At 67.1% G+C, this 20,742-nt stretch carries 21 protein-coding genes; 9 read left to right on the top strand and 12 right to left on the bottom strand.

Annotated elements, in window-relative coordinates; translation table 11 throughout:
• Positions 1–35: 35 nt before the first annotated feature.
• The 3 genes from ACZ1H8_RS05435 to ACZ1H8_RS05425 are packed head-to-tail and all read left to right on the top strand — an operon-like array spanning position 36 to position 1,694.
• Entirely contained in the window at positions 36–620 is a 585-nt protein-coding gene (locus ACZ1H8_RS05435; RefSeq protein ID WP_465180338.1) for a hypothetical protein, read from the top strand.
• 7 nt (positions 621–627) lie between these two features.
• Complete coding sequence (locus ACZ1H8_RS05430) at positions 628–1,221, top strand: hypothetical protein (protein ID WP_465180337.1); 594 nt, start codon at positions 628–630, stop codon at positions 1,219–1,221.
• A gap of 26 nt (positions 1,222–1,247) precedes the next feature.
• Positions 1,248–1,694, top strand: coding sequence for a hypothetical protein (locus ACZ1H8_RS05425; RefSeq protein ID WP_465180336.1), 447 nt, complete (start codon positions 1,248–1,250; stop codon positions 1,692–1,694).
• A 196-nt stretch (positions 1,695–1,890) separates the two neighbouring features.
• On the opposite strand, the gene ACZ1H8_RS05420 is transcribed toward ACZ1H8_RS05425, so the two are convergent.
• The 3 genes from ACZ1H8_RS05420 to ACZ1H8_RS05410 form a co-directional block, all read right to left on the bottom strand.
• The gene (locus ACZ1H8_RS05420; RefSeq protein ID WP_465180335.1) at positions 1,891–2,652 is read right to left on the bottom strand and encodes an isocitrate lyase/PEP mutase family protein; all 762 of its coding nucleotides are present in this window, start codon (positions 2,650–2,652) and stop codon (positions 1,891–1,893) included.
• 146 nt (positions 2,653–2,798) lie between these two features.
• Positions 2,799–3,602, bottom strand: a complete 804-nt coding sequence (locus ACZ1H8_RS05415) for a LytR/AlgR family response regulator transcription factor (RefSeq protein ID WP_465180334.1) — start codon at positions 3,600–3,602, stop codon at positions 2,799–2,801.
• Positions 3,599–4,636, bottom strand: coding sequence for a sensor histidine kinase (locus ACZ1H8_RS05410; protein WP_110150777.1), 1,038 nt, complete (start codon positions 4,634–4,636; stop codon positions 3,599–3,601). The genes ACZ1H8_RS05415 and ACZ1H8_RS05410 overlap by 4 nt, the downstream gene beginning before the upstream one ends.
• Positions 4,637–4,811: 175 nt before the next feature.
• Between ACZ1H8_RS05410 and ACZ1H8_RS05405 the strand changes: the two genes are divergently transcribed.
• Complete coding sequence (locus ACZ1H8_RS05405; protein WP_465180333.1) at positions 4,812–5,402, top strand: HD domain-containing protein; 591 nt, start codon at positions 4,812–4,814, stop codon at positions 5,400–5,402.
• A 73-nt stretch (positions 5,403–5,475) separates the two neighbouring features.
• Here the strand turns inward: ACZ1H8_RS05405 and ACZ1H8_RS05400 are convergent, their stop codons facing one another.
• Both ACZ1H8_RS05400 and ligA read right to left on the bottom strand, forming a co-directional pair.
• Positions 5,476–8,157 (bottom strand): TonB-dependent receptor, encoded by a 2,682-nt coding sequence (locus ACZ1H8_RS05400; RefSeq protein ID WP_465180332.1) that lies wholly within the window; start codon positions 8,155–8,157, stop codon positions 5,476–5,478.
• A gap of 177 nt (positions 8,158–8,334) precedes the next feature.
• Entirely contained in the window at positions 8,335–10,401 is a 2,067-nt protein-coding gene (gene ligA, locus ACZ1H8_RS05395; RefSeq protein WP_465180331.1) for an NAD-dependent DNA ligase LigA, read from the bottom strand.
• A gap of 76 nt (positions 10,402–10,477) precedes the next feature.
• Here ligA and ACZ1H8_RS05390 point away from each other — a divergent pair, with 76 nt between their 5' ends.
• Both ACZ1H8_RS05390 and ACZ1H8_RS05385 read left to right on the top strand, forming a co-directional pair.
• Positions 10,478–11,662: an MBL fold metallo-hydrolase gene (locus tag ACZ1H8_RS05390; protein WP_465180330.1), complete on the top strand. Its 1,185-nt coding sequence runs from the start codon at positions 10,478–10,480 to the stop codon at positions 11,660–11,662.
• 60 nt (positions 11,663–11,722) lie between these two features.
• Positions 11,723–12,145: a hypothetical protein gene (locus ACZ1H8_RS05385; protein ID WP_465180329.1), complete on the top strand. Its 423-nt coding sequence runs from the start codon at positions 11,723–11,725 to the stop codon at positions 12,143–12,145.
• A gap of 11 nt (positions 12,146–12,156) precedes the next feature.
• On the opposite strand, the gene ACZ1H8_RS05380 is transcribed toward ACZ1H8_RS05385, so the two are convergent.
• Positions 12,157–12,675 carry a hypothetical protein gene (locus ACZ1H8_RS05380; protein WP_465180328.1) on the bottom strand — a complete coding sequence of 173 codons (519 nt, stop codon included), beginning with the start codon at positions 12,673–12,675 and terminating at the stop codon, positions 12,157–12,159.
• Between the two features lie 130 nt (positions 12,676–12,805).
• Between ACZ1H8_RS05380 and ACZ1H8_RS05375 the strand changes: the two genes are divergently transcribed.
• On the top strand, positions 12,806–13,267 hold the full coding sequence (locus ACZ1H8_RS05375) for a hypothetical protein (protein WP_465180327.1): 462 nt from the start codon (positions 12,806–12,808) through the stop codon (positions 13,265–13,267).
• Between the two features lie 12 nt (positions 13,268–13,279).
• Here the strand turns inward: ACZ1H8_RS05375 and ACZ1H8_RS05370 are convergent, their stop codons facing one another.
• Complete coding sequence (locus ACZ1H8_RS05370) at positions 13,280–13,930, bottom strand: TetR/AcrR family transcriptional regulator (protein ID WP_465180326.1); 651 nt, start codon at positions 13,928–13,930, stop codon at positions 13,280–13,282.
• Between the two features lie 134 nt (positions 13,931–14,064).
• Here ACZ1H8_RS05370 and ACZ1H8_RS05365 point away from each other — a divergent pair, with 134 nt between their 5' ends.
• Positions 14,065–14,805 carry an SDR family NAD(P)-dependent oxidoreductase gene (locus tag ACZ1H8_RS05365; protein WP_465180325.1) on the top strand — a complete coding sequence of 247 codons (741 nt, stop codon included), beginning with the start codon at positions 14,065–14,067 and terminating at the stop codon, positions 14,803–14,805.
• A gap of 36 nt (positions 14,806–14,841) precedes the next feature.
• Here ACZ1H8_RS05365 and ACZ1H8_RS05360 read toward each other — a convergent pair whose 3' ends face one another.
• From ACZ1H8_RS05360 to ACZ1H8_RS05340, 5 genes are all read right to left on the bottom strand, one after another.
• Entirely contained in the window at positions 14,842–17,067 is a 2,226-nt protein-coding gene (locus ACZ1H8_RS05360; RefSeq protein WP_465180324.1) for a xanthine dehydrogenase family protein molybdopterin-binding subunit, read from the bottom strand.
• A complete protein-coding gene (locus ACZ1H8_RS05355; protein ID WP_465180323.1) occupies positions 17,064–18,053 on the bottom strand; it encodes an FAD binding domain-containing protein in 990 nt (329 codons plus the stop codon). The genes ACZ1H8_RS05360 and ACZ1H8_RS05355 overlap by 4 nt, the downstream gene beginning before the upstream one ends.
• On the bottom strand, positions 18,050–18,595 hold the full coding sequence (locus tag ACZ1H8_RS05350) for a 2Fe-2S iron-sulfur cluster-binding protein (protein ID WP_465180322.1): 546 nt from the start codon (positions 18,593–18,595) through the stop codon (positions 18,050–18,052). The genes ACZ1H8_RS05355 and ACZ1H8_RS05350 overlap by 4 nt, the downstream gene beginning before the upstream one ends.
• A gap of 31 nt (positions 18,596–18,626) precedes the next feature.
• Positions 18,627–19,139, bottom strand: coding sequence for a nuclear transport factor 2 family protein (locus ACZ1H8_RS05345; RefSeq protein ID WP_465180321.1), 513 nt, complete (start codon positions 19,137–19,139; stop codon positions 18,627–18,629).
• A gap of 112 nt (positions 19,140–19,251) precedes the next feature.
• Complete coding sequence (locus ACZ1H8_RS05340) at positions 19,252–20,190, bottom strand: LysR family transcriptional regulator (RefSeq protein WP_465180320.1); 939 nt, start codon at positions 20,188–20,190, stop codon at positions 19,252–19,254.
• A gap of 237 nt (positions 20,191–20,427) precedes the next feature.
• Here ACZ1H8_RS05340 and ACZ1H8_RS05335 point away from each other — a divergent pair, with 237 nt between their 5' ends.
• On the top strand, positions 20,428–20,643 hold the full coding sequence (locus tag ACZ1H8_RS05335; RefSeq protein ID WP_465180319.1) for a hypothetical protein: 216 nt from the start codon (positions 20,428–20,430) through the stop codon (positions 20,641–20,643).
• Positions 20,644–20,742: the final 99 nt, after the last annotated feature.

The raw sequence follows: 20,742 nt of genomic DNA, 5'->3' as shown, positions 1-20,742 counted from the left end.
CGAAGCGTCGGCGCGAAATTGCTGTTGGAGAGGCCATGACCTATCGTGCTGCTCTGAATGCGTTTATGGCCGCCTCGACAGCGGCGGATGTTCCCGTTGACCTTGAGAATGCGGACATCGACCTTGCGTTGCTCCGGGCGGTATTCGGCAATGAACTGGCCGGGGCGATCGCGGCCAGCGGTTATCCGGGCGGGGCGGAACTGCCCTGGACGGTCGAGGATCTGTATCTCTACCCGCTGGCGGAGCTGGCGCGGCATCAGGCGGGCTATCGCCATGACGCCGTCACCGGGGAGCCGTCGCCCGATTGGGGCGAGGACCGCCATGCGATCGGCGACTCGGCGGGCAATCCAGTCAGTGTCGCGCGCGATGGCGGCATCGATTATGCGCGGCACGGGCAGGGGCACTGGACGCATCACCGGATCGCCGCGGACCTGCCGGAGTTGCTGACGATGCTGGCGGCGTGGCTGAGATATTTCGTCGTCGAACGGGACGGCAACCTGTTCGACGATAATTTCGAGATCGCGGACGAGACGCGCGACGAGGTGCGGCGGGTCGTGCTGGCGGGGCGCGATCCCGAGACAGGCGCGGCGGCGACCCGGTTCCTGCTGGGCGAACTCTGAGAGCGATATGACGCCGGTCGAGAAGATCATCGCCTATGTCGGCGGAGAGATTCCGCTGCAGCGATTCCATGACGATGTCCTGCATGACCTGGCGCTGCAGGAATATCTGGAGCAGGCGGTGTCGGTCCCGCCTTATAGCGACGCCGGCAATCTGTTCCTCTACCTGATGGACCAGGATCCGGCATCGGCCGGGGCGGATCTGAACATTCGCGATGCGATGTCCGGATATCTGACGACACTGGGCATCGAGCACCGGATCGACGCGGCCGCGGGCGAGAATTTCGGGATCGTGCTGGACGCTTCGCCGGCATGGGTTGTCCTGCCGGACGAGTATATCGACCGGCTGATCAAGGCGTTTGCGCCGGGCGCGTCGCGTGCCGAGCGGCTGAAGATGGCACGGGAGCGGATCGCGGCGGACTTTCGCTGCCTCAAGAAGCGGCCGAAATGGCTGCAGGATGCGGTGTGGCCGTTCGAGAATGGCGAGCCGATGGTCTTCGTCGGACAGATCGACCTGGCCGATCTGCGGCATGACGATGCGCAGCTCTATGTGTTCGTCGAGGCGGACGGGCCTGCGATCCGGACGATCGAGCAGTCGGCATAGGGCCGGTTGATGAGGAGCGCGTACCGATGATCTCGACCGAGACGCTTGCCCGGTATCTGGGCGGCCCGGCGGCCGCCCTGCTGGCCGATCCGCCGTTCAATGGATGGTCGTTCGTCCGGACGGTCGACGACGATCTGGATGAGGCGGTGATCGACTATGCCTGCGCGGCCCAGGGGGTCGATGTCAGTGCGGATGCGGAGGATCGGGTGGGTACGATCTTCATTGGGTGCGGTGCCGGGGATGTGTTTGCGCAGGGATTGGGCGACCTGCCGGCGTCATGGGATCGTGGCGAGGTGGTGGCCGCGTTCGGAGCGCCGTCGAAGCGGGGCGAGGAGATCGACAATCCGATTTTCGGCCGCAGCGGTGCGTGGGACCGGTTCGCGCGGGGCGGCTATGCGGTGCATGTCGAGTATCGGATCGGCGGGGGTGGGGTTGCGCGGATCACGGTGATGCGGGCGGATTTGGTGCCTTGAGGGAGCGAGTGGGTGGTGATGGGCAAGTCGTTGCTCTGTTCTTCGGCCCGACCCACCCCTAACCCCTCCCTTCCAGGGAGGGGAACAGACAGGGAGGCACGCCGAACGAGCTCCCCTCCCTGGAAGGGAGGGGCTGGGGGGTGGGTTGCTCTCGGATTTCGACGCACCCCAACTCCCCACAACCCTAACTAAGGCCTCACCCCGCAAGCACCGCCCGTGCCGCGTCCTCGAACGCCTTCATCGCGGTCATCTGGGGGAAGGGGCCGTGGCTGATGCGGGCGATGCCGGTATTGGCGACGGACCTCGCGTCGGGGCAGCCGGGAAAGGCCATGAAGTTGACCGGCAGCGGGGCTGCCTTGCAGATGCGTTCGAGCAGGTGCAGGTCGGCCAGGCCGGGGACGAAGAAGCCGTTGGCGCCTGCCTCGGCATAGGCGTGGCAGCGTTCGATTGCGGCGTCGGCAAGGGCGCGGTCATGCGCCTCGCGCGGGGCGATCAGGAAATGGTCGGTGCGCGCATTGATGAAGAAATTGGGGCCGACTTCCCAGCGGATCGCGGCGATGCGCGCGACCTGGTCGTCGACCGCATGCATCCGGCGGGGGGCGGCACTGCCGATCACCTGATCCTCGAAATTGCAGCCGATCGCGCCGGTTGCCGCAAGACGGCCGGCATGGGCGGCGGCGAGGTCGGGATCGGGCGAATAGCCGCCCTCGAAATCGATCGAGACAGGCAGGTCGGTCGCCTTCGCCACCCGCTCGGCATTGGCCAGCGCAAGCGCGATCGGCAGGGCCTCCGCATCGTCATAGCCATGCGCGGCGGCGACCGAGGCGCTGCCCGTCGCGATCGCCTTCGCGCCCGAACGGGCGGCGATGCGAGCCGTGCCTGCGTCCCAGACGTTGAACAGGATGACCGGATCGCCCGGCACGTGAAGCGCGGCGAAACGGCTGAACTTGCTGGACATGACCCACCCCTTTGTTCCGTCAATGTTCCTGTATCGGAACGTCCGTGGAACGGCAAGCGCCGGCGCGGGTAACTGCTTGCAAAGCGGTGTCGAAATCGAGGGGCGGAGGGAGCGGGCGGCCCCGGGGGCACGCCCGCCCTCGCCGATCAGTGGACGAAGCGCGCCACCACGTCGCGGTACGAACGGCTGACCTTCACCTGCGCGCCCGAATCGAGCACGAGAAAGCATTCGCCATTGGTGTGCGGCTTCACCTGCTTGACCAGGTCGAGATTGACGATGGTCGAGCGATGGACGCGCTGGAAGCGGCGCGGATCGAGGCGCTTTTCGAGGTCCTTCATCGTCTCGCGCAGGATCAGCGTATTGTCGCCGGTATAGATGCACATGTAATCGCCGGCGGCGTCGATCCGCTCGATCGTGTCGACATCGACGCGGAAGATCTGGCCGCGATCCTTGATGTTGATGAGCTTCTCGAAGCGGTTCGAGGCGTGCTGGTCGGCTCCGTCCGACGCCATTTCGTCGACCGCGTCGGGGGCGACTTCGGCGAGCACTTCCTTGAGCTTCTCGACTTCCTCCGCACCGCGCTTTTCATTGAGGCGCTGGCGCACGCGGTCGAGCGTGTCGGCGAGCCGGGCGGGTTCGACCGGCTTCATCAGATAGTCCATCGCCTGCGCCTCGAACGCGCGGATGGCGTGGTCGGAATAGGCGGTCACGAACACGAAGAGGGGCGGTTCGACCTCCATCAGGCCCTGGACCACCGAGAAGCCGTCGAAGCCGGGCATCTGGATGTCGAGAAAGACGAGGTCGGGCTTGTGGGTCTTGATGGCACGGATGGCCTCGCGGCCATTGGAACATTTGTCGATGATCTCGACGTCTTCGTGCTCCTGGAGTCGGAGCTCGAGACCCTGGATGGCCAGGGACTCGTCGTCGACGAGAATGGTACGGATCGTCATGCGGCCTCTCGGTTCGGTTCCTCGATCTGGAACGGGATTTCGATCTCAACGCTGAACCCATGCCCCGGGTTCGATCGCGCCTCGAAACGCTGGTCGGGCCCGTAAGCCTGAGCCAGACGCTCCTTGATATTGGCGAGCCCCACGCCGGTTGAAAGGGTCGGCCTGGACTTATTCTCGATCAATCCCGGGCCGGTGTCCGATACGCTGATCTGCACTCGTTCTCCGGCGAGCCGAGCGGAGAGGGTGATGTCGGCGCCCTCCTCCTGCGGCGTCACCGCATATTTGATCGCGTTTTCGACCAATGGCTGGAGCAGCAGCGACGGCAGCCGCGCCTTGGCGACGCGCGGGTCGATCTCGAAATGGGTGCGCAGCCGCTCGTCGAAGCGCATCTTCTCGATCTCGAGATACAGTTTCAGCGTCTCGACCTCCTGCGCCAGGGTGACATGCGCGGTCGGCTCGTTCGCCAGCGTGTAGCGCAGGAACGAGGCGAGGCGCGACAGCATGATGTTGGCGCGTTCGGTCTGCTTGAGCAGGACCAAAGTCGAGATCGAGTTGAGCGTGTTGAACAGGAAATGGGGATTGAGCTGATAGCGCAGCATTGCGAGTTGGGCCGAGGAGGCCTGATGCTCGAGCGCATGCATCTGGTCCGCCTGCTGTTCGACGATCAGGTAGAAGTTGATCCCGAAATAGAGCGCCGACCAGCCCGCAAGGACGGTGAAGTTCAGGAACATCGAGGCGAAGACCAGCGCCACGCTGATCCCCGGTTCGGCCATGCGGATGAAACTGAAACTGAACGCGTTGAGCACCGCATAGAGCAGGGTGGCGAGCAGCAGGGTCGCCAGCGTCAGCAGGATCCCGCTGATCGGCGGGAAGCGGCGATACAGGCCGTACAGCGTCGAAAGCAGCAGGGTGATGCAATAGCCGACGATCGATTCGATGATCGGCTGGATCACCCCCTCGACCGTCAGCGCGTTCGACACCGACGAGACGGTGCGCAGCACGAGATAGCCGCCCCAGCCGACCGCCTGGAGCATCCAGAAGGCGCGGCTCTTGTCCTCGAAGAACGGGCGCGTGAACACCACCGGCCGGGCGAGGGCGGCGGACAGGCGAAGCTTGGAGTCCAGTGGTTGGAGCACGGCGCGTCTCTAACACCGCTGACAGGATGGGGCAAAGAGGGGTAGCTTGGCCGGAAACATGGGAGAGGTTCCAATGGACAACGGCGGCGAGCGCGCGACGTTCCGCGCGATGGAACAGGGGACGGCGGCCGACTGGGCGATCATCGGCGGCCAGTTCCGCGGATTTGCCGCCGGGCTGGCGGACCGGGTGCTGGCGCATCTTACGCTGCTGGACGGGGATTTCGGCGGGTTCCCGATCGACCGGATGCAGCACTCGCTGCAGACCGCGACGCGCGCCCACCGCGACGGGCGCGACGAGCCCTATGTGGTGATGGCGCTGCTCCACGATATCGGCGACACTTTGGGCAGCTATAACCACCCCGAGATTGCGGCGGCGATCCTGAAGCCGTTCGTCAGCGACGAGATCAACTGGATCGCGCAGCATCACGGCGCCTTCCAGGGCTATTATTTCTTCCACTATCTGGGGATGGACCGCGACGCGCGCGAGGCGTTTCGCGGACATCCGCATTTCGATGCCTGTGCTGAGTTCTGCGGCAAGTACGACCAGGCGGCGTTCGATCCCGATTATGACAGCGAGCCGCTGGGCTTCTTCGAGCCGATGGTCCGGCGGGTGTTCGCGCGGCCGCTGAACAGCCTCTATGCGAAGGCGGCCGAGGGGGCCTGACGGGCGGCGCAAACGAAAACCGCCGCCCCGTTTCCAGGGCGGCGGCTTCGTTGGTTCAGGGGTTCGGATCGGCTTAGAAGCCGATGATGAACGAACCCATGAACGTGCGCGGATAGCCGATCTGCGAGTTCGGCGCATTGCCATAGGCGGTCACTGCACCGGCCGGGCTGTACGTCGGGCCCTGGTTGAGGTTGCCGCTGAAGCCGCCGACCCACAGCTCGTCGAACACGTTCAGCACGTTGAGCTGGAAATAGGTGTTCTTGTTCAGGCCAGCCCATTCCAGACCGATGCGGGCGTCGAGGTCGACCAGCGTATAGGCCGGGGTCTTCGCGCCGTAGACCTGCACGACGTCGGTACGGGCCGGAATGTTACCATTGGCCGGGGTGGTCACGATCGCGCGAACCGGCTCGTTGGTGTCGTACACGTAGCGCGGACCGGTCCGCTTGGCGCGGACGCCGAGTTCGACCGGACCGAGCGTCACGTTCGCGCCACCGCCGAAGTTCCATACCGGCGCGCCGGCTTCACGCTTCCCGGCCGTCGGCGCGTAAATCACCGTGCCGGCCGGGCCGAGGGTGCCGGCGACCGACGTGGTGAAGATCGCCACGTCTTCCTGGATTTCCGACTTCAGATACGATCCGAAGGCGTAGAGGCTGAGCTGCGGGATCGGCTGAACGGCAATGCTGCCATCGAACCCGTACTTCTTCACGGCGCCGAGGTTACGGTACAATGTCCGGTCCAGTTCCGCGTCATAGGCCGAGGCCAGGCGGTTCTGATAGTCGGTGTACCAGCCTGAAAGCTGCGCCTGGATCGAGCGCGAACGATAGCGCAGGCCCAGATCAAAGTTGTCGCTGGTTTCCGGAGCCGGCTGTGCCTGAGCGGCAGTCGTCGGGAAGTAGAAGGAGTTGTACAGATTGTCCGTGCCCGGCACCTGCAGACCCTTCGAATAGTTGGCGAACACCGACACCGACGGAACGATCTCGAAGGTGAAGCCAACGTTGGGCAGGACGCGGCTGTAGTTGAACACGCGCTGCTGCGGGCCCTGGATCGAGAAGGCGGGCAGACCCGGAACGTTCTGCTGAGCCGCGTTGGTCAGATAGGCATTCAGCGCGGTCGAGTCGTCCCCGAAGCACTCAACGAAGCCAGCGGCGCTCGACGTGGCGCAATAGTTGTTAAGGTTGCGCTTGAAGAACGGGGCGCGGACGCCCGCGTTGACCACCAGGCGGCCCTCGACGAACTCGCCACGATATTCGCCCGAGATCTGATGCAGGATTGCATAGGACAGACGGTCGCGCTTCTGGAGCGGGCGACCGTTCACATCGACGACCGGATCGTTGATCGGGAACACGTCGAGCGGCTTGCCATTGGGCGCCAGGAAGCCGGTTTCTCCGGTCTGACGGTGGCGAGCACGGTCATAGGTATAGGCCAGACGAACCGTGTTGTTCGCGTTCAGGTCGTAACGCAGCGACGTGATCACGGTAATACGGTGGGTATTGGTCTGGCTCGGCGCGACCAGACGGATCGTGTCGAGCAGATCGCCGTCGCCGTTGAGGTCGCGACCGAAATAGGGCGTGCCGCCGATATAGCCGGTCTGGCAGCTGATGCCGGCGCCGGTCGGGTTGGTCAGGCAGTTTGCCGCGCCGCCCGTCGGATTGACGTCGCGGCGGATTTCCTGGCCGACGACCGTGCCGCCGCCATTGGCCTTCACATACTGGTAGCTCGGGTCGACCGTGAGGACGAGGCCGTCCGACAGGGTGAAGCGAGACGCACCGCGAATGTTGCCGGTGTTGGACGGATTGAAGCGCTCGTCAAAGATCGAGCCGCAGGTATTGGCGGTGTCCGCAACTCCCGGACGCGCTGTCTGAGTGGTGAGGCACGGCGCAACCGTGTATTCGCGCTCGTCCTTCGTGATCGGGAATCGGTTGCTGCTGTTCGGACCCACGACGCGACCGATGTCGGTACGCAGCGGCACCGAACCCTGGAAGTTGTTGCGGTTCTCGTTGTAGTGGCCCGCCAGCGAGAGGAAGTCGCCGTTCGAACCGAGCGGCTGATAGATGCGCGCATTATACTGCTGCTTGTCGACGACTGCCGCACGATTGAACGGCGAATCGTTGCGCGCCATGCTGGCCGAAACGAAAGCGCGCGTGCCGAAGCTGGTGAACTCGCCGGTGTCGACCATGCCGAAGATGCGCATCATGTTGAAGTCGCCGACCGAACCGACCAGCTTGACGCCGAAGTCCTGACCCGGGAGGCGAGTACGATAATTGACGGTCGACCCGGTTGCCGAGGCGGTCGGGCTGTCAACGTCGGTGGTGCCCAGGTTCACATTGACCTGATCGATCAGTTCGGGATCGAGCTGCTGGTTCGAATAGATCGCATAGCCACCCGAGTCGTTCAGCGGAACGCCATCGAAGGTCTGGCTGATGCGGGTCGAGTCGAAGCCGCGGATGTTGAGCGTGCCGCCCGACGAGCCATAGGGATCGTTATTCTGGAAGCTGACGCCCGGGATCACGTTGATCGTGTCGTTGATCGTCTGGCCCGGCGCGGCGCGGGAAATGAAGTCCTGTGTCAGGACCGCCTTCGCCTTCGAGGTGTCGGGTGCCACGATGCCGCCGACGCCGCTGGTGTCGACATTCGAACCGGTGACGACGATCTCGTTATCTTCCTCGAAATCGACCGAGCCGGTCGACTGAGCATATGCCGCAGACGGAAGAACGAGCGCGGCAAAGGCCACGCCTGCGAAAAGCTTGATACGCATGGTTGTCCCCTTGTGGGTGGTGCCCAAAATTAAAAAGAAACTCGCGGTGCGGTGATATCCACCGTCTGAGCCGCCCTGTGGCGACACTTGATGGCAGTTCCGTGACAGTCAACGCGAGTCGTGTTTCCGCAGCGATTCCAGTCATGCTGCGTTGCAAAAAAGCATCACTACGGGGGGTTACGTAGCGGCGGCCACCAATGCCGCCCAGGCGGCCTCGTCGATGACTTCGATATTGAGTTCCGCTGCCTTTTTGAGCTTCGATCCGGCGCCGGGACCGGCGACCAGCAGGTCGGTCTTTGCCGACACCGATCCGGAAACCCTGGCACCCAGTGCCTCGGCCTGGGCCTTGGCCTCGTCGCGGCTCAGCGTTTCGAGACTGCCGGTGAACACGACGGTCTTGCCGGTGACCGGCGACTCGCGGACCTCGAGCACGAAGGGCACCGGCTGCACCTCGCCGAGCAGGTCGGCCCAGGCTTCGCGATTGTGCGGCTCGTGGAAGAAGTCGACCAAAGCCTCGGCGACGACCGGGCCGACGCCCTCGACCGACTCGATCTCGGCCCGCGCCTCGGGATCGTCATGCGCGCGAGTCGCGACATCGGCGATGTGCTCGACGGTGCCGAATGCCTTGAGCAGGTCCTTGGCGGTCTTGGCGCCGACATGGCGGATGCCGAGCCCGAAGAGGAAGCGGACCGGATCGGGCTGACGCTTTGCCTCGATCGCCGCGAGCAGGTTCGCCGTCCAGGTGCGACCGTCCTTCTTGCGCGCCAGCAACTGCGCCTCGGTCAGGCGGAAGATGTCGGCGGGGGTGTGGACCAGATCGTCGCGGAAGAAATCCTCGATCTGCTTCATGCCCAGCCCCTCGATGTCGAGCGCGCCGCGGCTGACGAAGTGACGCAGCCGCTCGACGCGCTGCGCGGGGCAGATCAGCCCGCCGGTGCAGCGGATATCGACCTCGTCCTCCTCGCGCACCGCGTCCGACTGGCATTCGGGGCACAGGGTCGGGAAGGTCCAGGGCTCGCGCGGCTCGTCGCGGGTCAGGTTCTCGACGATCTGCGGGATCACGTCGCCGGCGCGCTGGAGCACGACGCGGTCGCCCGGGCGGACGCCCAGGCGCTCGATCTCGTCGGCATTGTGCAGCGTCGCGTTGGTCACGACCACGCCGCCGACGGTGACGGGTTCGAGCCGCGCGACCGGGGTCAGCTTGCCGGTGCGGCCGACCTGGATGTCGATCGCGCGCAAGGTCGTCTGCGCGCGCTCGGCCGGAAATTTGTGCGCGATCGCCCAGCGCGGGGCGCGACCGACGCTGCCCAGCCGCGTCTGCCAGTCGAGCCGGTCGAGCTTGTAGACGACGCCGTCGATATCGAACGGCAAATCGGCGCGCTCGGTCTCGATCCGGCGATACTGGTCGAGTGCCGCCGCCTCGCCGACCGGTCCGACGAACAGGTCGGAGACGGGAAAGCCCATCGTCCGGATCGCGCCGATCACCTCGGTCTGGGTCGTGCCGGGCAGGGCGCTGGTCTCGCCCCAGCCCCAGGCGAGGAAGCGCAGCGGGCGCAAGGCGGTGACCGACGCGTCCTTCTGGCGCAGCGACCCGGCGGCGGCGTTGCGCGGATTGGCGAACTGGCGCGCCTTGTCGGGATCGGGCGCCTCGGCGAGCAGGCGCGCGTTCAGTGCCGCGAAGTCGCCCTTGGCCATATAGACCTCGCCGCGCACCTCGAAGATGTCGGGCGCGCCGGGAATCTCGGCGGGGATGTCGGAGATGGTACGGACATTGGCGGTGACGTCCTCGCCGATCTGGCCGTCGCCGCGGGTCAGCGCCTGGACCAGCCGCCCGCGTTCGTAGCGCAGCGAGCAGGACAGGCCGTCGATCTTGGGCTCGGCGGTCAGCGCGACCTCGGCATCCTCCGCCAGCGACAGGAAGCGGCGGACGCGGCCGATAAAGTCGGCGACATCCTCGGCACTGAAGGCATTGTCGAGGCTGAACATCGCGCGGGCGTGTGCGACCTTCGACAGATGCGAGGCGGGTGCGGCGCCGACGCTGCGCGACGGAGAGTCGGGGCGGACCAGGTCGGGCCAGGCAGCCTCGATCGCCGCGTTGCGCCGCATCAGCGCGTCATAGTCCGCGTCGCTGATCTCGGGCGCGTCGTCGCCGTGGTACAGGCGATTGTGATGCGCGATCTCGGCGGCAAGCCGCTCGAGTTCGAGGGCGGCGGTTTCGGGCGTCTCGGGCAGCGGCGCGGTCATGGCGCAGGGTTAGGCGCGCAACGCCCGCACGATCAAGCGCCTTGAAGCGTCGGGCGATGATCGCGACAAGGGCGGCATGACTCGCATTCCCGTTGTCCTGCGCCGGGCGGGGTCGATCCTGCTCTGGGCGACGGTGGCCGTGTGCCTCTTCGCGGTGATCGTCCCGCATTTCCTCGATCGCATCTATTATCGCGGACCGGTCTCTGGCCATTTCGACGGCGGCCATTTCTTCAATCCTGACGGCGATGACGACCGGATCAGCACCACGTCGGGCAGCAGCCGGATCCGCTTCATGTGGCGGCAGATTTTCGGCGACGCCACCCGGCCGGTCTGGCCCGAGCATGTCGCCGTCACGCCGGCAAAGCCCGCCCCGCGCGTTACGGGCGGGCGCATGGTGGTGACCTGGGTCGGGCATGCGACCGTGCTGATCCAGGCCGACGGGCTGAACATCCTGACCGATCCGGTGTGGAGCGAGAGCGCCGGACCCTTCGGCTTCGGCCCGAGGCGGGTGACCGCGCCCGGCATCCGCTTCGACGATCTGCCGAAGATCGACCTCGTTCTGGTCAGCCATAATCATTACGACCATCTCGATCTCGCCACGCTCAAGCGGCTGAGCGAGCGCGACCATCCGCTGATCCTCACCAGCCTGGGCAATGATGCGGTGATCGGCAATGCCGGGGTCAAGGCGACCGCGCTCGACTGGTCGCAGTCGGTGGCGATCCCGCAACTGCCCGGCGCGCGCGTGTCGGTGACGCGCAATCATCACTGGGGCAGCCGCTGGTTTTCCGATCGCAACCGGGCCCTGTGGTCGAGCTTCGTCGTGCAGCTGCCGCACGGCAATGTCTTCTTCGCGGGCGATACCGGCCTTGGCGACGGCAAATGGCCGGCCGAGGCGGCTGCGCTGGGGCCGATCCGCTTCGCTGCGATCCCGATCGGCGCCTTCCGGTTCGAGGAAGGACAGATGGGCAGCGGCAGTCATATCGGCCCGCAGGGGGCGGTGAAGGTGTGGGACGGGCTCGGCCAGCCCCAGGCGCTGGCGATCCACTGGGGCACGTTTCGCCTCAGCCGCGAGGCGCGCGACACCCCGCCCAGGATGCTGGCGCAGATGCTTGCCTGTGCGCGCAGCGACCCCGCGCGCTTCGGCTCGGTCGAGCCGGGCGGATCGATCGAGATCGCACCGCTGGGTGCGGCGCCGCCATCGCCTGACCTGGTCGCGCTGGAGCGGTGCGAACGGCGCGGCGCGTTTGCCGCGTTGCGCTGATCCGGTGCTGCGCTATCGTTCGAGCGAAACAGGGGGAGGGGGAGAGCGATGGCTCATGGATTGAAGCTGGCTGCGATCGCGATCGCGGTCGCCTTGCTTGTGACCACCGGCGCCGCCCAGGCGCAGCAGCGCGATAACGACAGCCGCGCGGTGATGCTCGCGCTGGGTGGCGGACTCGAGGGCGACGCGCTGAAGCAAGCAATCGAATCTGCGGAGGCGCATCCGCTAGGGTCGGCGGAGAATCCGGTTCGCGAGAACGGGCCCGCCGGTCAGCGGGCCTATCTGAGGCGGCTGCGTTGCGAGTCGGGTGTCGCGCCCCGCTTCGCTCGCGCCGGCAGCACGGGTATCGGCCCGTTCGGCTTCATCATGGATTTATATCAGGTGACGTGCCCGGGCACGGCCGCGGTCGGTGTCTATATGGACATGTATCACGACGGCCCGGAGAAGCGGCCCGTTCCCGGATTCACGATCGTCGAGCGATAGGCTGACGCGCGTCAGCCGGTGCAATCGCCGACGCGCCGCCAGACATTCTCATAGGCGGCGCGCAGGCGTTCCGTGCTGCCCGAGGGCAGCTTGTAGAGGATCACCACGCTGACCTTGGCCTCGGCCAGCGTCTCGCGCTCCTGGCCGTTAAACTCGATCGTGCCGGTCAGCGTCCCGCCCTCCTTGTCGGTCGGGCCGCAGGTGCCGCTGGCGGTGATCAGCCCGCCTTTCTGCTGGAGGGCGCCCAGGCTGCACATCGAATCGGTATTCGCCATCAGGCTGCGGTTCAGCGCGCTGCGCGTCTTGAGCGTCGGCTCGCTGCACGCCTCGACCGATTTCGAATCGGGCGGGAGGGTGAACGGCGCATCCTTGCGGTCGATCCAGACATCATTGGCGACCAGCGCGACGAGGCGCGACTGATGCTCCCATCGCCCCAGCCGCGGCGGATTTGCGGGATTGTCCACCGCCGGCCCGCACCCGCCCGTTGCCAATGCAGCTGCCACCCCAGCCGCCCCGATCCGCAATGCCATGATGTCCCCCGTTTCCGAAGGCTGCGAGGGTCGCCCAGCGGTGTTTCAAATCGGTTAAGTCCGCTCCGGCACGCGCTTGAGGCCCGCCCTTCGCACCGCTATTCCGGCGGCGGGGACGGGAGGGGTGACAGTGACACGAGGCGCACGCCGCCCGCGGCGGATCTATGAGACGACGCTCGACCGGGCGGGCCATGCGCTGGGCGCCGGGGCCGGGATCGGCGGCGTCCTGACGCTCGCGCTGGTCGTCGCCGGAGGGCAGTCGGGACCGCTGCAGATCCTCATCGCGCTGCTGCTGGGGACGATCTTCTGCGCGATCGGGATCGTCGCCGTCGCCGGCCCGCTCTGGCTGGTGATGCATGTCGCGGGGTTGAGGCGTGGCCATCATGCGGCGCTGATCGGAGCGGCGAGCGCGCTGGCGATCCTGGTGGGTGCGCAGAGCTGGGGCTTCGGACTGCTCGACATGCCGGCGCTGGACCCGGACACGCGACGCTATGTGTGGCTGAGTACGCTTGCGACCGGCGGACTGGTGGCGCTGGTGGCGGCCGCGATCGGCCTGGTCATGTGGCGGATCGCCTATCGCCGCGTGGCCTGAGGGCCCCGTCGGTTATCGCCGGGTCTGGGCGTCCCAGCTCAGCATCGCGACGTCGGCGACCGCGCGCAATTCCTCGCTGCTTGCGCCGTCGCGGGCCAGGATCGACATGCCATTCTGAACGGTCTGCACGAAACGCGCGAGGGCGTGGACGTCGACCGACTTTGCCAATTCGCCCGAGGCCACCGCCGCGTCCAGCCGGGTGCGCAGCCGTTCCAGTGTCACCGCACGCGCGGCACGCAGCTGATCGCCAAGACCCGAACAGCCCTCGCTCCCGACCGAGGACAGGGTGACCATGCAACCGAGCGGCATGTCGCGCTCGCCGGCAAGCGACATCGCCGAGTCGAGCAGGAGCGCGCGGACCGCCTCGCGCGCGGTCGATGCCGCGAAGAAGCCGCCCCACACCAGCGGGCCGTGCCGGTCGGCATAGTGGTTGAGCGCCTCGACGAAGAGCGCCTCCTTCGATCCGAATGCGGCATACAGGCTGGGCGATCCGATCCCCATTGCGCGGGTCAGGTCGGAGATCGAGGTCGCCTCATAGCCCTTCTGCCAGAAAAGCCTTGTGGCGGCGTCCAGCGCGACGTCCCGATCGAATGCGCGCGGCCGGCCGCGCGCGCGGCACGGCGCTTCGGTCGAAGGGTCGGCGATGTCATCCGATTTCTGCATCGATCTTTATATAAAAATCCGGCCCGCCTCGAACAAGTTCGAGATTTATGTGTCGTTCGATACAGAATACCCCTTGAAGCACCGCTCGGCGTTACCCAGATATTCTGTGTCAATCACTACAGAAAGGTCTCGACATGACGGAACTGGCAGGCAAACGGGCTTTGGTCACGGGTGGTTCGCGCGGCATCGGCGCCGCGATCGCGGTGGCGCTGGCGGAAAAGGGCGCGGATGTCGCGATCACCTATGAACGCTCGGCAAACCGCGCTGCGGAGACGGTCGCGCGCGTCGAGGGACTGGGCCGGCGCGGCGTCGCGATCCAGGCGGACGGTGCCGATCCGGCCGCGGTCCGGCGATCGGTCGATGAAGCGGTCGCCGCGCTGGGCGGGCTCGACATCCTGGTCAACAATGCCGGCATCGCGCTCTACGCGCCGGTCGCCGAGGTCAGCGTCGAGGACATCGACCGGCAACTTGCGGTCAACGTCCGCTCGCCGATCCTGGCGTCGCAGGCGGCGATCCCGCATCTGGGCGCGGGCGGACGGATCATCCTGATCGGATCGGGCGTCGCCGACCGGATCGTGGGTGAGGGCAGCACGGTCTATTCGATGACCAAGTCGGCGCTGCAATCGCTCAATCGCGGGCTGGCGCGCGAACTCGGGCCGCGCGACATCACCGTCAATCTGGTCCAGCCCGGGTCGACCGATACCGACATGAACCCGGCATCGGGCGAATTTGCCGACTTCCAGCGGAGCCTGACGCCGCTCGGCCGCTATGGCGAGCCCGCCGATGTGGCAGCGGCGGTCGCCTTCCTCGCCAGCCCGGCGGCGCGCCAGATCACCGGCGCGATCCTGTCGGTCGATGGCGGGGCGACGACCTGAGACGGCGAGAGGGAGCGCCCTGCGCGCTCCCTCCATTCATACGGGCGGCAGGCCGTCGAGCAGCTTGTCCAGCGTGCAGGGAAAGTCGCGGATGCGGACCCCGGTCGCATTGTAGATCGCATTGGCGACCGCCGCGCCGGCGCCGCATACGCCCAGTTCGCCGACGCCCTTGGCCAGCAGCGGGTTGGCCGCATGGTCGCGCTCATCGAGGAACAGCACGTCGATGTCGGGAATGTCGGCGTGCACGGGGACGTGATATTCGCCCAGGTCGCGGTTCACCACCTTGCCGCTGCGCGGGTCATGGACCTGCTCCTCGGTCAGCGCGGCGCCGATGCCGAACACGATCCCGCCGATTGCCTGTGACGTTGCAGTCTTGGTGTTGAGGATCCGGCCCGCGGCGAAAACGCTGGACCAGCGCGAGACGCGCGTCTCGCCGGTCGTTGCGTTCACCCGAACCTCACAGAAATGCGCGCCATAGGATGCCTGGCTGAACGCGCCGTTGCTCTGGCCCGGCGCGACCGAGCCGTCGACCGTCATGCCGGCGCCCGCCAGGTCGGCGAGCCTGTGCGCCTGCCCACGCGCGGTCAGCATGCCGTCGGCGAAGCGGGCCTCGGCCACCGGCACCCCCGCCGCGTCGGCCAGCAGGTCGCGCAGTTCCTGGCAGGCGGCATAGACCGCCGATCCGGCGGTGGTCGCGCCCCAGCTTCCGCCCGATCCGGCGCTGGTCGGCAGATCGGTATCGCCCAGCCGGACATCGACATCGCAGATCGCCACGCCGAGCAGATCGGCCGCGATCTGGGCAAGGATCGTATAGGTGCCGGTGCCGATATCGGTCATCTCGGTCTCGATCGTGACGCGGCCGTCGCCGCCGATTCGCACCCGCGCCCGGCTGGGCCCGAACAGATTGCCGCGCACCGCAGCCGCCATGCCGTGGCCGATGAGCCATTCGCCCTCGCGCCGGGACGCGGGCACCGCGCTACGCTCCGACCAGCCGAAGCGTTCGGCGCCGGTGCGCAGGCATTGGGCGAGCGACCGGCTGGAAAAGGGAATGTCGAGTTCGGGGTGACGCTCGGGCTCGTTGCGCAGGCGCAGCTCGACCGGATCGATCCCGAGCCGCTCGGCCAGTTCGTCCATCGCGCATTCGAGCGACAATTGCCCGACCGCCTCGCCCGGCGCGCGCATCGATACGCCCAGCAGCTTGTTCACCCGCGCGACCTTGTGATCGACGACGCGGTTCGGCGCGGCATAAAGGACATGGGTGGCGATGCCGGCGGGCTCGAAAAAGACTTCGCCTTCGAGCTGGTCGGTGACGATTTCGTGCGCGATTCCCGTCAGCCGGCCGTCGGCGTTCGCAGCTAGCCGCAGCCGCTGGTGCGTGGCCGGTCGCCGCCCGGTCGCCTCGAACACCGTCTGGCGCGACATCACCACCTTGACCGGTCGCCCGAGCTCGCGCGCGGCGATCGCGGCGGCCGCAGCCTCGGGCATCAGCCCCAGCTTGCCGCCGAATCCGCCGCCGACATAGGGCGACAGGATGCGGACCTGCTTGGCGTCGAGCCCGAGCGCGGTCGCGAGCTGATCGCGGGTGACGACCGGCGACTGATAGGAAGCGTGCAGCGTCAGCCGCTCTCCGTCCCACTCGGCGAGCGCGGCATGCGGTTCCAGCGCGGCATGGCTGTGGCTGGGCGTGGTCCAGACGGCGTCGATCACCGTGTCGGCCCGACCGATCGCGGCCTCGACATCGCCCTGCTCGGTATGGATCAGGAACAGCCCGAAGATATCGTCGGTCGGCGGCTCGGCGCGGTTGAGTGCGACTTCGAGATCGTAGATGCCGTCGCGCGCTTCATACTCGACGCGCACCGCGAGTGCGGCGGCGCGGGCGCGTTCGAACGTGTCGGCGACTGCCAGCGCAATCGGCTGGCCGAAATAGACGACGTCGCGCACGCCCTGGGGCGGCGCGGCGGATCCACCGAAATCGCCGCCGTTGCGGATCAGCAGCTCGCTGTCGATCACCGCGATCACCCCGGGCATGGCGCGCGCCGCCTCGGCGTCCAGCCGGGTGACAGTGCCTGACCCGAAGGGCGCGCGGACCAGCACGCCATAGGCCATGTCGGGCAGGACGTGCTCGGCGGCATAATGGGCGCGGCCCGAGACCTTGAGCGGCCCCTCGATCCGGCTGAGCGGGGTTCCGACCTGCGGTTTCGGCGCATCGTCGAGCAGGCTGTGCTCGAACGGCGCGTCCATCGTCAGTTTCGCCTCGGTCATGCCTGCTGCTCCGTCAGGGTCGAAAGCACTGCCGCGATCGTCCGGCGCAGCAATGGCAGCTTGAAGTCGTTGCCGCCGCTGCCGCTGGCGTCGGCGAGCAGCCGGTCGGTCATGCGGTCGAACGCGGCCGTGCTGGGCGCCTCGCCGATCAGCAGCGCCTCGGCCTCGCGATCGCGCCACGGCATGGTGCCGATCCCGCCATAGGCAAGCGCGGCATGGGTGATGCGCCCGCCCTCGGTCGCGACGATCGCCGCGACCGAGACCAGCGCAAAGGCATAGGAAGCGCGGTCGCGTACCTTGCGGTAGCGCTGGTGACCGGGCGGCGGCGGCGGCAGCACGACCGCGGTGATAAGCTCGCCCGGCTCGAGGCTGGTCTCGAGATGCGGCGTCTCCCCCGGCAGGCGGTAGAGCTGTTCCAGTGCCCGCGACGCCGTTTCGCCCGATCGGGTCAGCGTCTCGACCCGCGCATCCAGCGCGCGCATCGCCACTGCCATGTCGGACGGGTGCGAGGCGATGCACTGGTCGGAGGTGCCGAGGATCGCCATGATCCGGTTGAACCCGCCGATCGCGGCGCAGCCGCTGCCCGGCTGGCGCTTGTTGCAGGGCGAGGCGGGGTCGTAGAAATAATAGCAGCGGGTGCGCTGGAGCAGATTGCCCCCGGTCGTCGCCTTGTTGCGCAATTGCGCCGAGGCGCCGGCCAGCAGAGCGCGCGACAGCACGGGATAGCGCGACCGGACCAGCGGATGCGCGGCAAGCACCGAATTGGGCACGAGCGCACCGATGCGCAGCCCGCCCTCCGGAGTCTCCTCGATCGCGCGCAGGTCGAGCCCGTTGATGTCGATCAGGTGACGCGGCCGCTCGATCGCTTCCTTCATCAGGTCGAGCAGATTGGTACCGCCGGCAATGTAGCGCGCCTCGGGCCGCTCGGCACCGGCCGCGAGGGCCGCGGGAATATCGGCGGGGCGGCAATAGTCGAAGGCGTTCATGCGGGCTCGTCCACTTGGGTCGCGGCATAGCCGGCGATCGCCGAGACGATGTGCGGATAGGCGGCGCAGCGGCACAGATTGCCGCTCATCCGCTCGCGGATCTCGTCCGCGTTCAGCGTCGGCCGGTCCTCGACCGCCTCGCTGACATGGCTGGGCCAGCCGGCGCGCACTTCCTCGATCATGCCGAGCGCCGAGCAGATCTGGCCCGACGTGCAATAGCCGCACTGGAACCCGTCCTGCTCGGCAAAGGCGGCCTGGAGCGGATGGAGCGCATCGGGCGATCCGACCCCCTCGATCGTGACGATGTCCTGGTCGCGGTGCATCAGCGCGAGCGACAGGCAACTGTTGATGCGCCGCCCGTCGACCAGCACGGTGCAGGCGCCGCACTGGCCATGGTCGCACCCCTTGCGGGTGCCGGTCAGGTGGAGATGCTCGCGCAGCGCGTCGAGCAGAGTGACGCGAGGGTCGATCTTTAGCGCGTGCGGCGTTCCGTTCACGACCAGGCGCAGCTCGGCGAGCGTGTCGGCTTCTATCCAGCTCATGGAAATCCTCGGGGTTCGGAGGGCGAGGGGATCAGTTCGGGCGCGGCGGCTTGGCCAGCGCTGCCTTGAACGCGGCATTGTCGAGGAATGCGGTCACCGCGACGATCCGGCGGTCCCTGACCGTCATGATCCACAGATAGGTGTTGCGATAGGTCGTACCGTCATGGAGCGGCGCGGTGCCGTCCCAATGGACGATCACATCGTCGCCGTCCGCCCAGATGCCGCGAACTTCGGGCTTCAGCGGCTGCGTCACCCGTGCGGCCAGCGGGCGGGCGGCGCCGGCCATCAGCGCCTCGCGGCTGGTATAGGTCGTGGCGATCGCCGGATCGAAGCCGGTGATGTGCCAGGTGACGTCATCGGCCAGCAGGCTGAAGACATCGCCCCGGCCCTGTGCCCAGCGATCGAAGGCGTCGCGGATGAACCGCTTGTTGCTTTCTGCAGGCGTCGGCGTCGCCGATCCGGCTGTCTGGGCGACAGATGCCAGCGGCCAGGCGACGATCAGCGCCGCCGCGGCCGCAATCGCGACCCTGGTTCTCGAAGTCATGCTCACTCCCGCAATATGTCGGTTCCTGCACCCCCGATCATAACCACTGGAGCGATGGCGCGTTCGTCGCCAATTTGTCTTCGCAGGCGCGAGCGATCGTCGCGTCGCCCGATCAGAGGTCCTGCGGATCGGCTGCGTTCTCGGCAGCGGGTGCGAAGGTGCGCGCGCAGATGAAGCGGGTGAAGGCGGCGATCGCCAGCGATTCATGCGCGTCGGGCGGGGTGTAGAGATAGGCCGGCCACAAGAGCGTGTTCCATTCGGGCAGGATCTCGACCAGCCGGCCCGAGCGGAGATGCTCCTCCGCGACGATGTCGAGCAGGCGGACGATGCCGTAATCGCCGACCGCCGCCGCGACCAGCGACGGCGCGTCGTTGACCGTCAGCCCGCAATCCGGCGCGATCGGGCGCTGTCGCCCGTCCGCGGTCTCGAAATTCCAGACATGCGGTCGCCCGGTCGCCTCGTCGAGCAGGCGGACGCAGACATGGCCGTCCAGGATGTCGTCGGGCGCCGCCGGCGTGCCGTGCCGCGCGAGGTAGGCGGGGCTGGCGCACGTCAGCACCCGGCTGCGCAGGATCAGCCTTTTGTCGAGACCGCGCGAATCCGGCTCGCCGAAGCGCAGCGCGACATCGACGCCCTCGACCAGCAGATTGTCGATCCGGTCGCGCACCAGCACGTCGATCTTGAGCTGGGGATAGGCGGCGATGAAGTCGGGGATCGCCGGGACGAGCAGATAGGGGCCGAACGCGCCGTCGGTCGACACGCGCAGCCGCCCGCGGACTTCGTCGGGGCGCGAGGGCGCGGCGATGCGGCCGAGCTGCTGGAGCAGGGGCGTGACATTCTCGAGAAAGGCGCGGCCCTCGTCGGTGAGCTTCAGCGCGCGGCTGTTGCGGTCGAACAACCGCATGCCGGTCCGCTCCTCCAGCCGGGCGACCGCCTTGCCCACGCCCGATCGCGACAGCCCGACCCGCTCGGCGGCGCGGGCATAGCTGCCCGCCTTGGCGACCGCCACGAATACGGTAATGCCGGCGATGATCCTGCCGTCGAACAGCATCGCTCAGGCCATCCGGCCGGGCATGGTGAAGCGGACGCAGGCCATGGCTTCGGCCGGACCGGGTGGGGTTCGGATTTCGCTGAACACCGATAGAGGATGCCGCCCGCGAAACCTTAATGCAAATTGGTTTCGCATCCGTCCCGGAGGAAGCGGGCCGGGCTCTGGCCAGCGGACGGTTGCGGGCGATATGGACCGTGCGAGATTGCCGGACCCGACGCCGGAAACAAGGAGCTATGGATGCGACGTTCCCCGCGATGCCCCAAATGCGAAGGCGCGATGACCGAGGGGTTCATCATCGATCTCGCCCATGGCGCGGTACGCCAGGCAACCTGGCAGAAGGGCCCGCCGGTCAAGAGCTTCCTCTACGGCATCAAGCAGGTCCGCCAGGACCAGCTCGCCGTCGCCACCTATCGCTGCGACCGCTGCGGCTATCTGGAGAATTATGCGGTGTGAGCGGCGGCGGGCGTGGCGCGCTCCGGCCTTGCTGCTGGTGAGGCGGCTTCGCCGGTAAGCACACGCGCAAAAATATACGGCAATGCCGTATTTTAGTCC

It is taken from the genome of Sphingomonas sp. BL-S-25, assembly GCF_055521555.1.
Note: the sequence above shows the minus strand (reverse complement) of the source record. Positions and strands in the feature narration are given on the sequence as shown.

Coding starts and splice junctions, on each gene's coding strand:
- ACZ1H8_RS05335 (WP_465180319.1), top strand. CDS start 20,428: ATGCGACGTTCCCCGCGATGCCCCAAATGCGAAGGCGCGATGACCGAG.
- ACZ1H8_RS05430 (WP_465180337.1), top strand. CDS start 628: ATGACGCCGGTCGAGAAGATCATCGCCTATGTCGGCGGAGAGATTCCG.
- ACZ1H8_RS05435 (WP_465180338.1), top strand. CDS start 36: ATGACCTATCGTGCTGCTCTGAATGCGTTTATGGCCGCCTCGACAGCG.
- ACZ1H8_RS05350 (WP_465180322.1), bottom strand. CDS start 18,595: ATGAGCTGGATAGAAGCCGACACGCTCGCCGAGCTGCGCCTGGTCGTG.
- ligA (WP_465180331.1), bottom strand. CDS start 10,401: ATGACCGCGCCGCTGCCCGAGACGCCCGAAACCGCCGCCCTCGAACTC.
- ACZ1H8_RS05405 (WP_465180333.1), top strand. CDS start 4,812: ATGGACAACGGCGGCGAGCGCGCGACGTTCCGCGCGATGGAACAGGGG.
- ACZ1H8_RS05340 (WP_465180320.1), bottom strand. CDS start 20,190: ATGCTGTTCGACGGCAGGATCATCGCCGGCATTACCGTATTCGTGGCG.
- ACZ1H8_RS05415 (WP_465180334.1), bottom strand. CDS start 3,602: ATGACGATCCGTACCATTCTCGTCGACGACGAGTCCCTGGCCATCCAG.
- ACZ1H8_RS05420 (WP_465180335.1), bottom strand. CDS start 2,652: ATGTCCAGCAAGTTCAGCCGTTTCGCCGCGCTTCACGTGCCGGGCGAT.
- ACZ1H8_RS05410 (WP_110150777.1), bottom strand. CDS start 4,636: ATGCTCCAGGCGGTCGGCTGGGGCGGCTATCTCGTGCTGCGCACCGTC.
- ACZ1H8_RS05345 (WP_465180321.1), bottom strand. CDS start 19,139: ATGACTTCGAGAACCAGGGTCGCGATTGCGGCCGCGGCGGCGCTGATC.
- ACZ1H8_RS05380 (WP_465180328.1), bottom strand. CDS start 12,675: ATGGCATTGCGGATCGGGGCGGCTGGGGTGGCAGCTGCATTGGCAACG.
- ACZ1H8_RS05370 (WP_465180326.1), bottom strand. CDS start 13,930: ATGCAGAAATCGGATGACATCGCCGACCCTTCGACCGAAGCGCCGTGC.
- ACZ1H8_RS05365 (WP_465180325.1), top strand. CDS start 14,065: ATGACGGAACTGGCAGGCAAACGGGCTTTGGTCACGGGTGGTTCGCGC.
- ACZ1H8_RS05360 (WP_465180324.1), bottom strand. CDS start 17,067: ATGACCGAGGCGAAACTGACGATGGACGCGCCGTTCGAGCACAGCCTG.
- ACZ1H8_RS05390 (WP_465180330.1), top strand. CDS start 10,478: ATGACTCGCATTCCCGTTGTCCTGCGCCGGGCGGGGTCGATCCTGCTC.
- ACZ1H8_RS05355 (WP_465180323.1), bottom strand. CDS start 18,053: ATGAACGCCTTCGACTATTGCCGCCCCGCCGATATTCCCGCGGCCCTC.
- ACZ1H8_RS05425 (WP_465180336.1), top strand. CDS start 1,248: ATGATCTCGACCGAGACGCTTGCCCGGTATCTGGGCGGCCCGGCGGCC.
- ACZ1H8_RS05400 (WP_465180332.1), bottom strand. CDS start 8,157: ATGCGTATCAAGCTTTTCGCAGGCGTGGCCTTTGCCGCGCTCGTTCTT.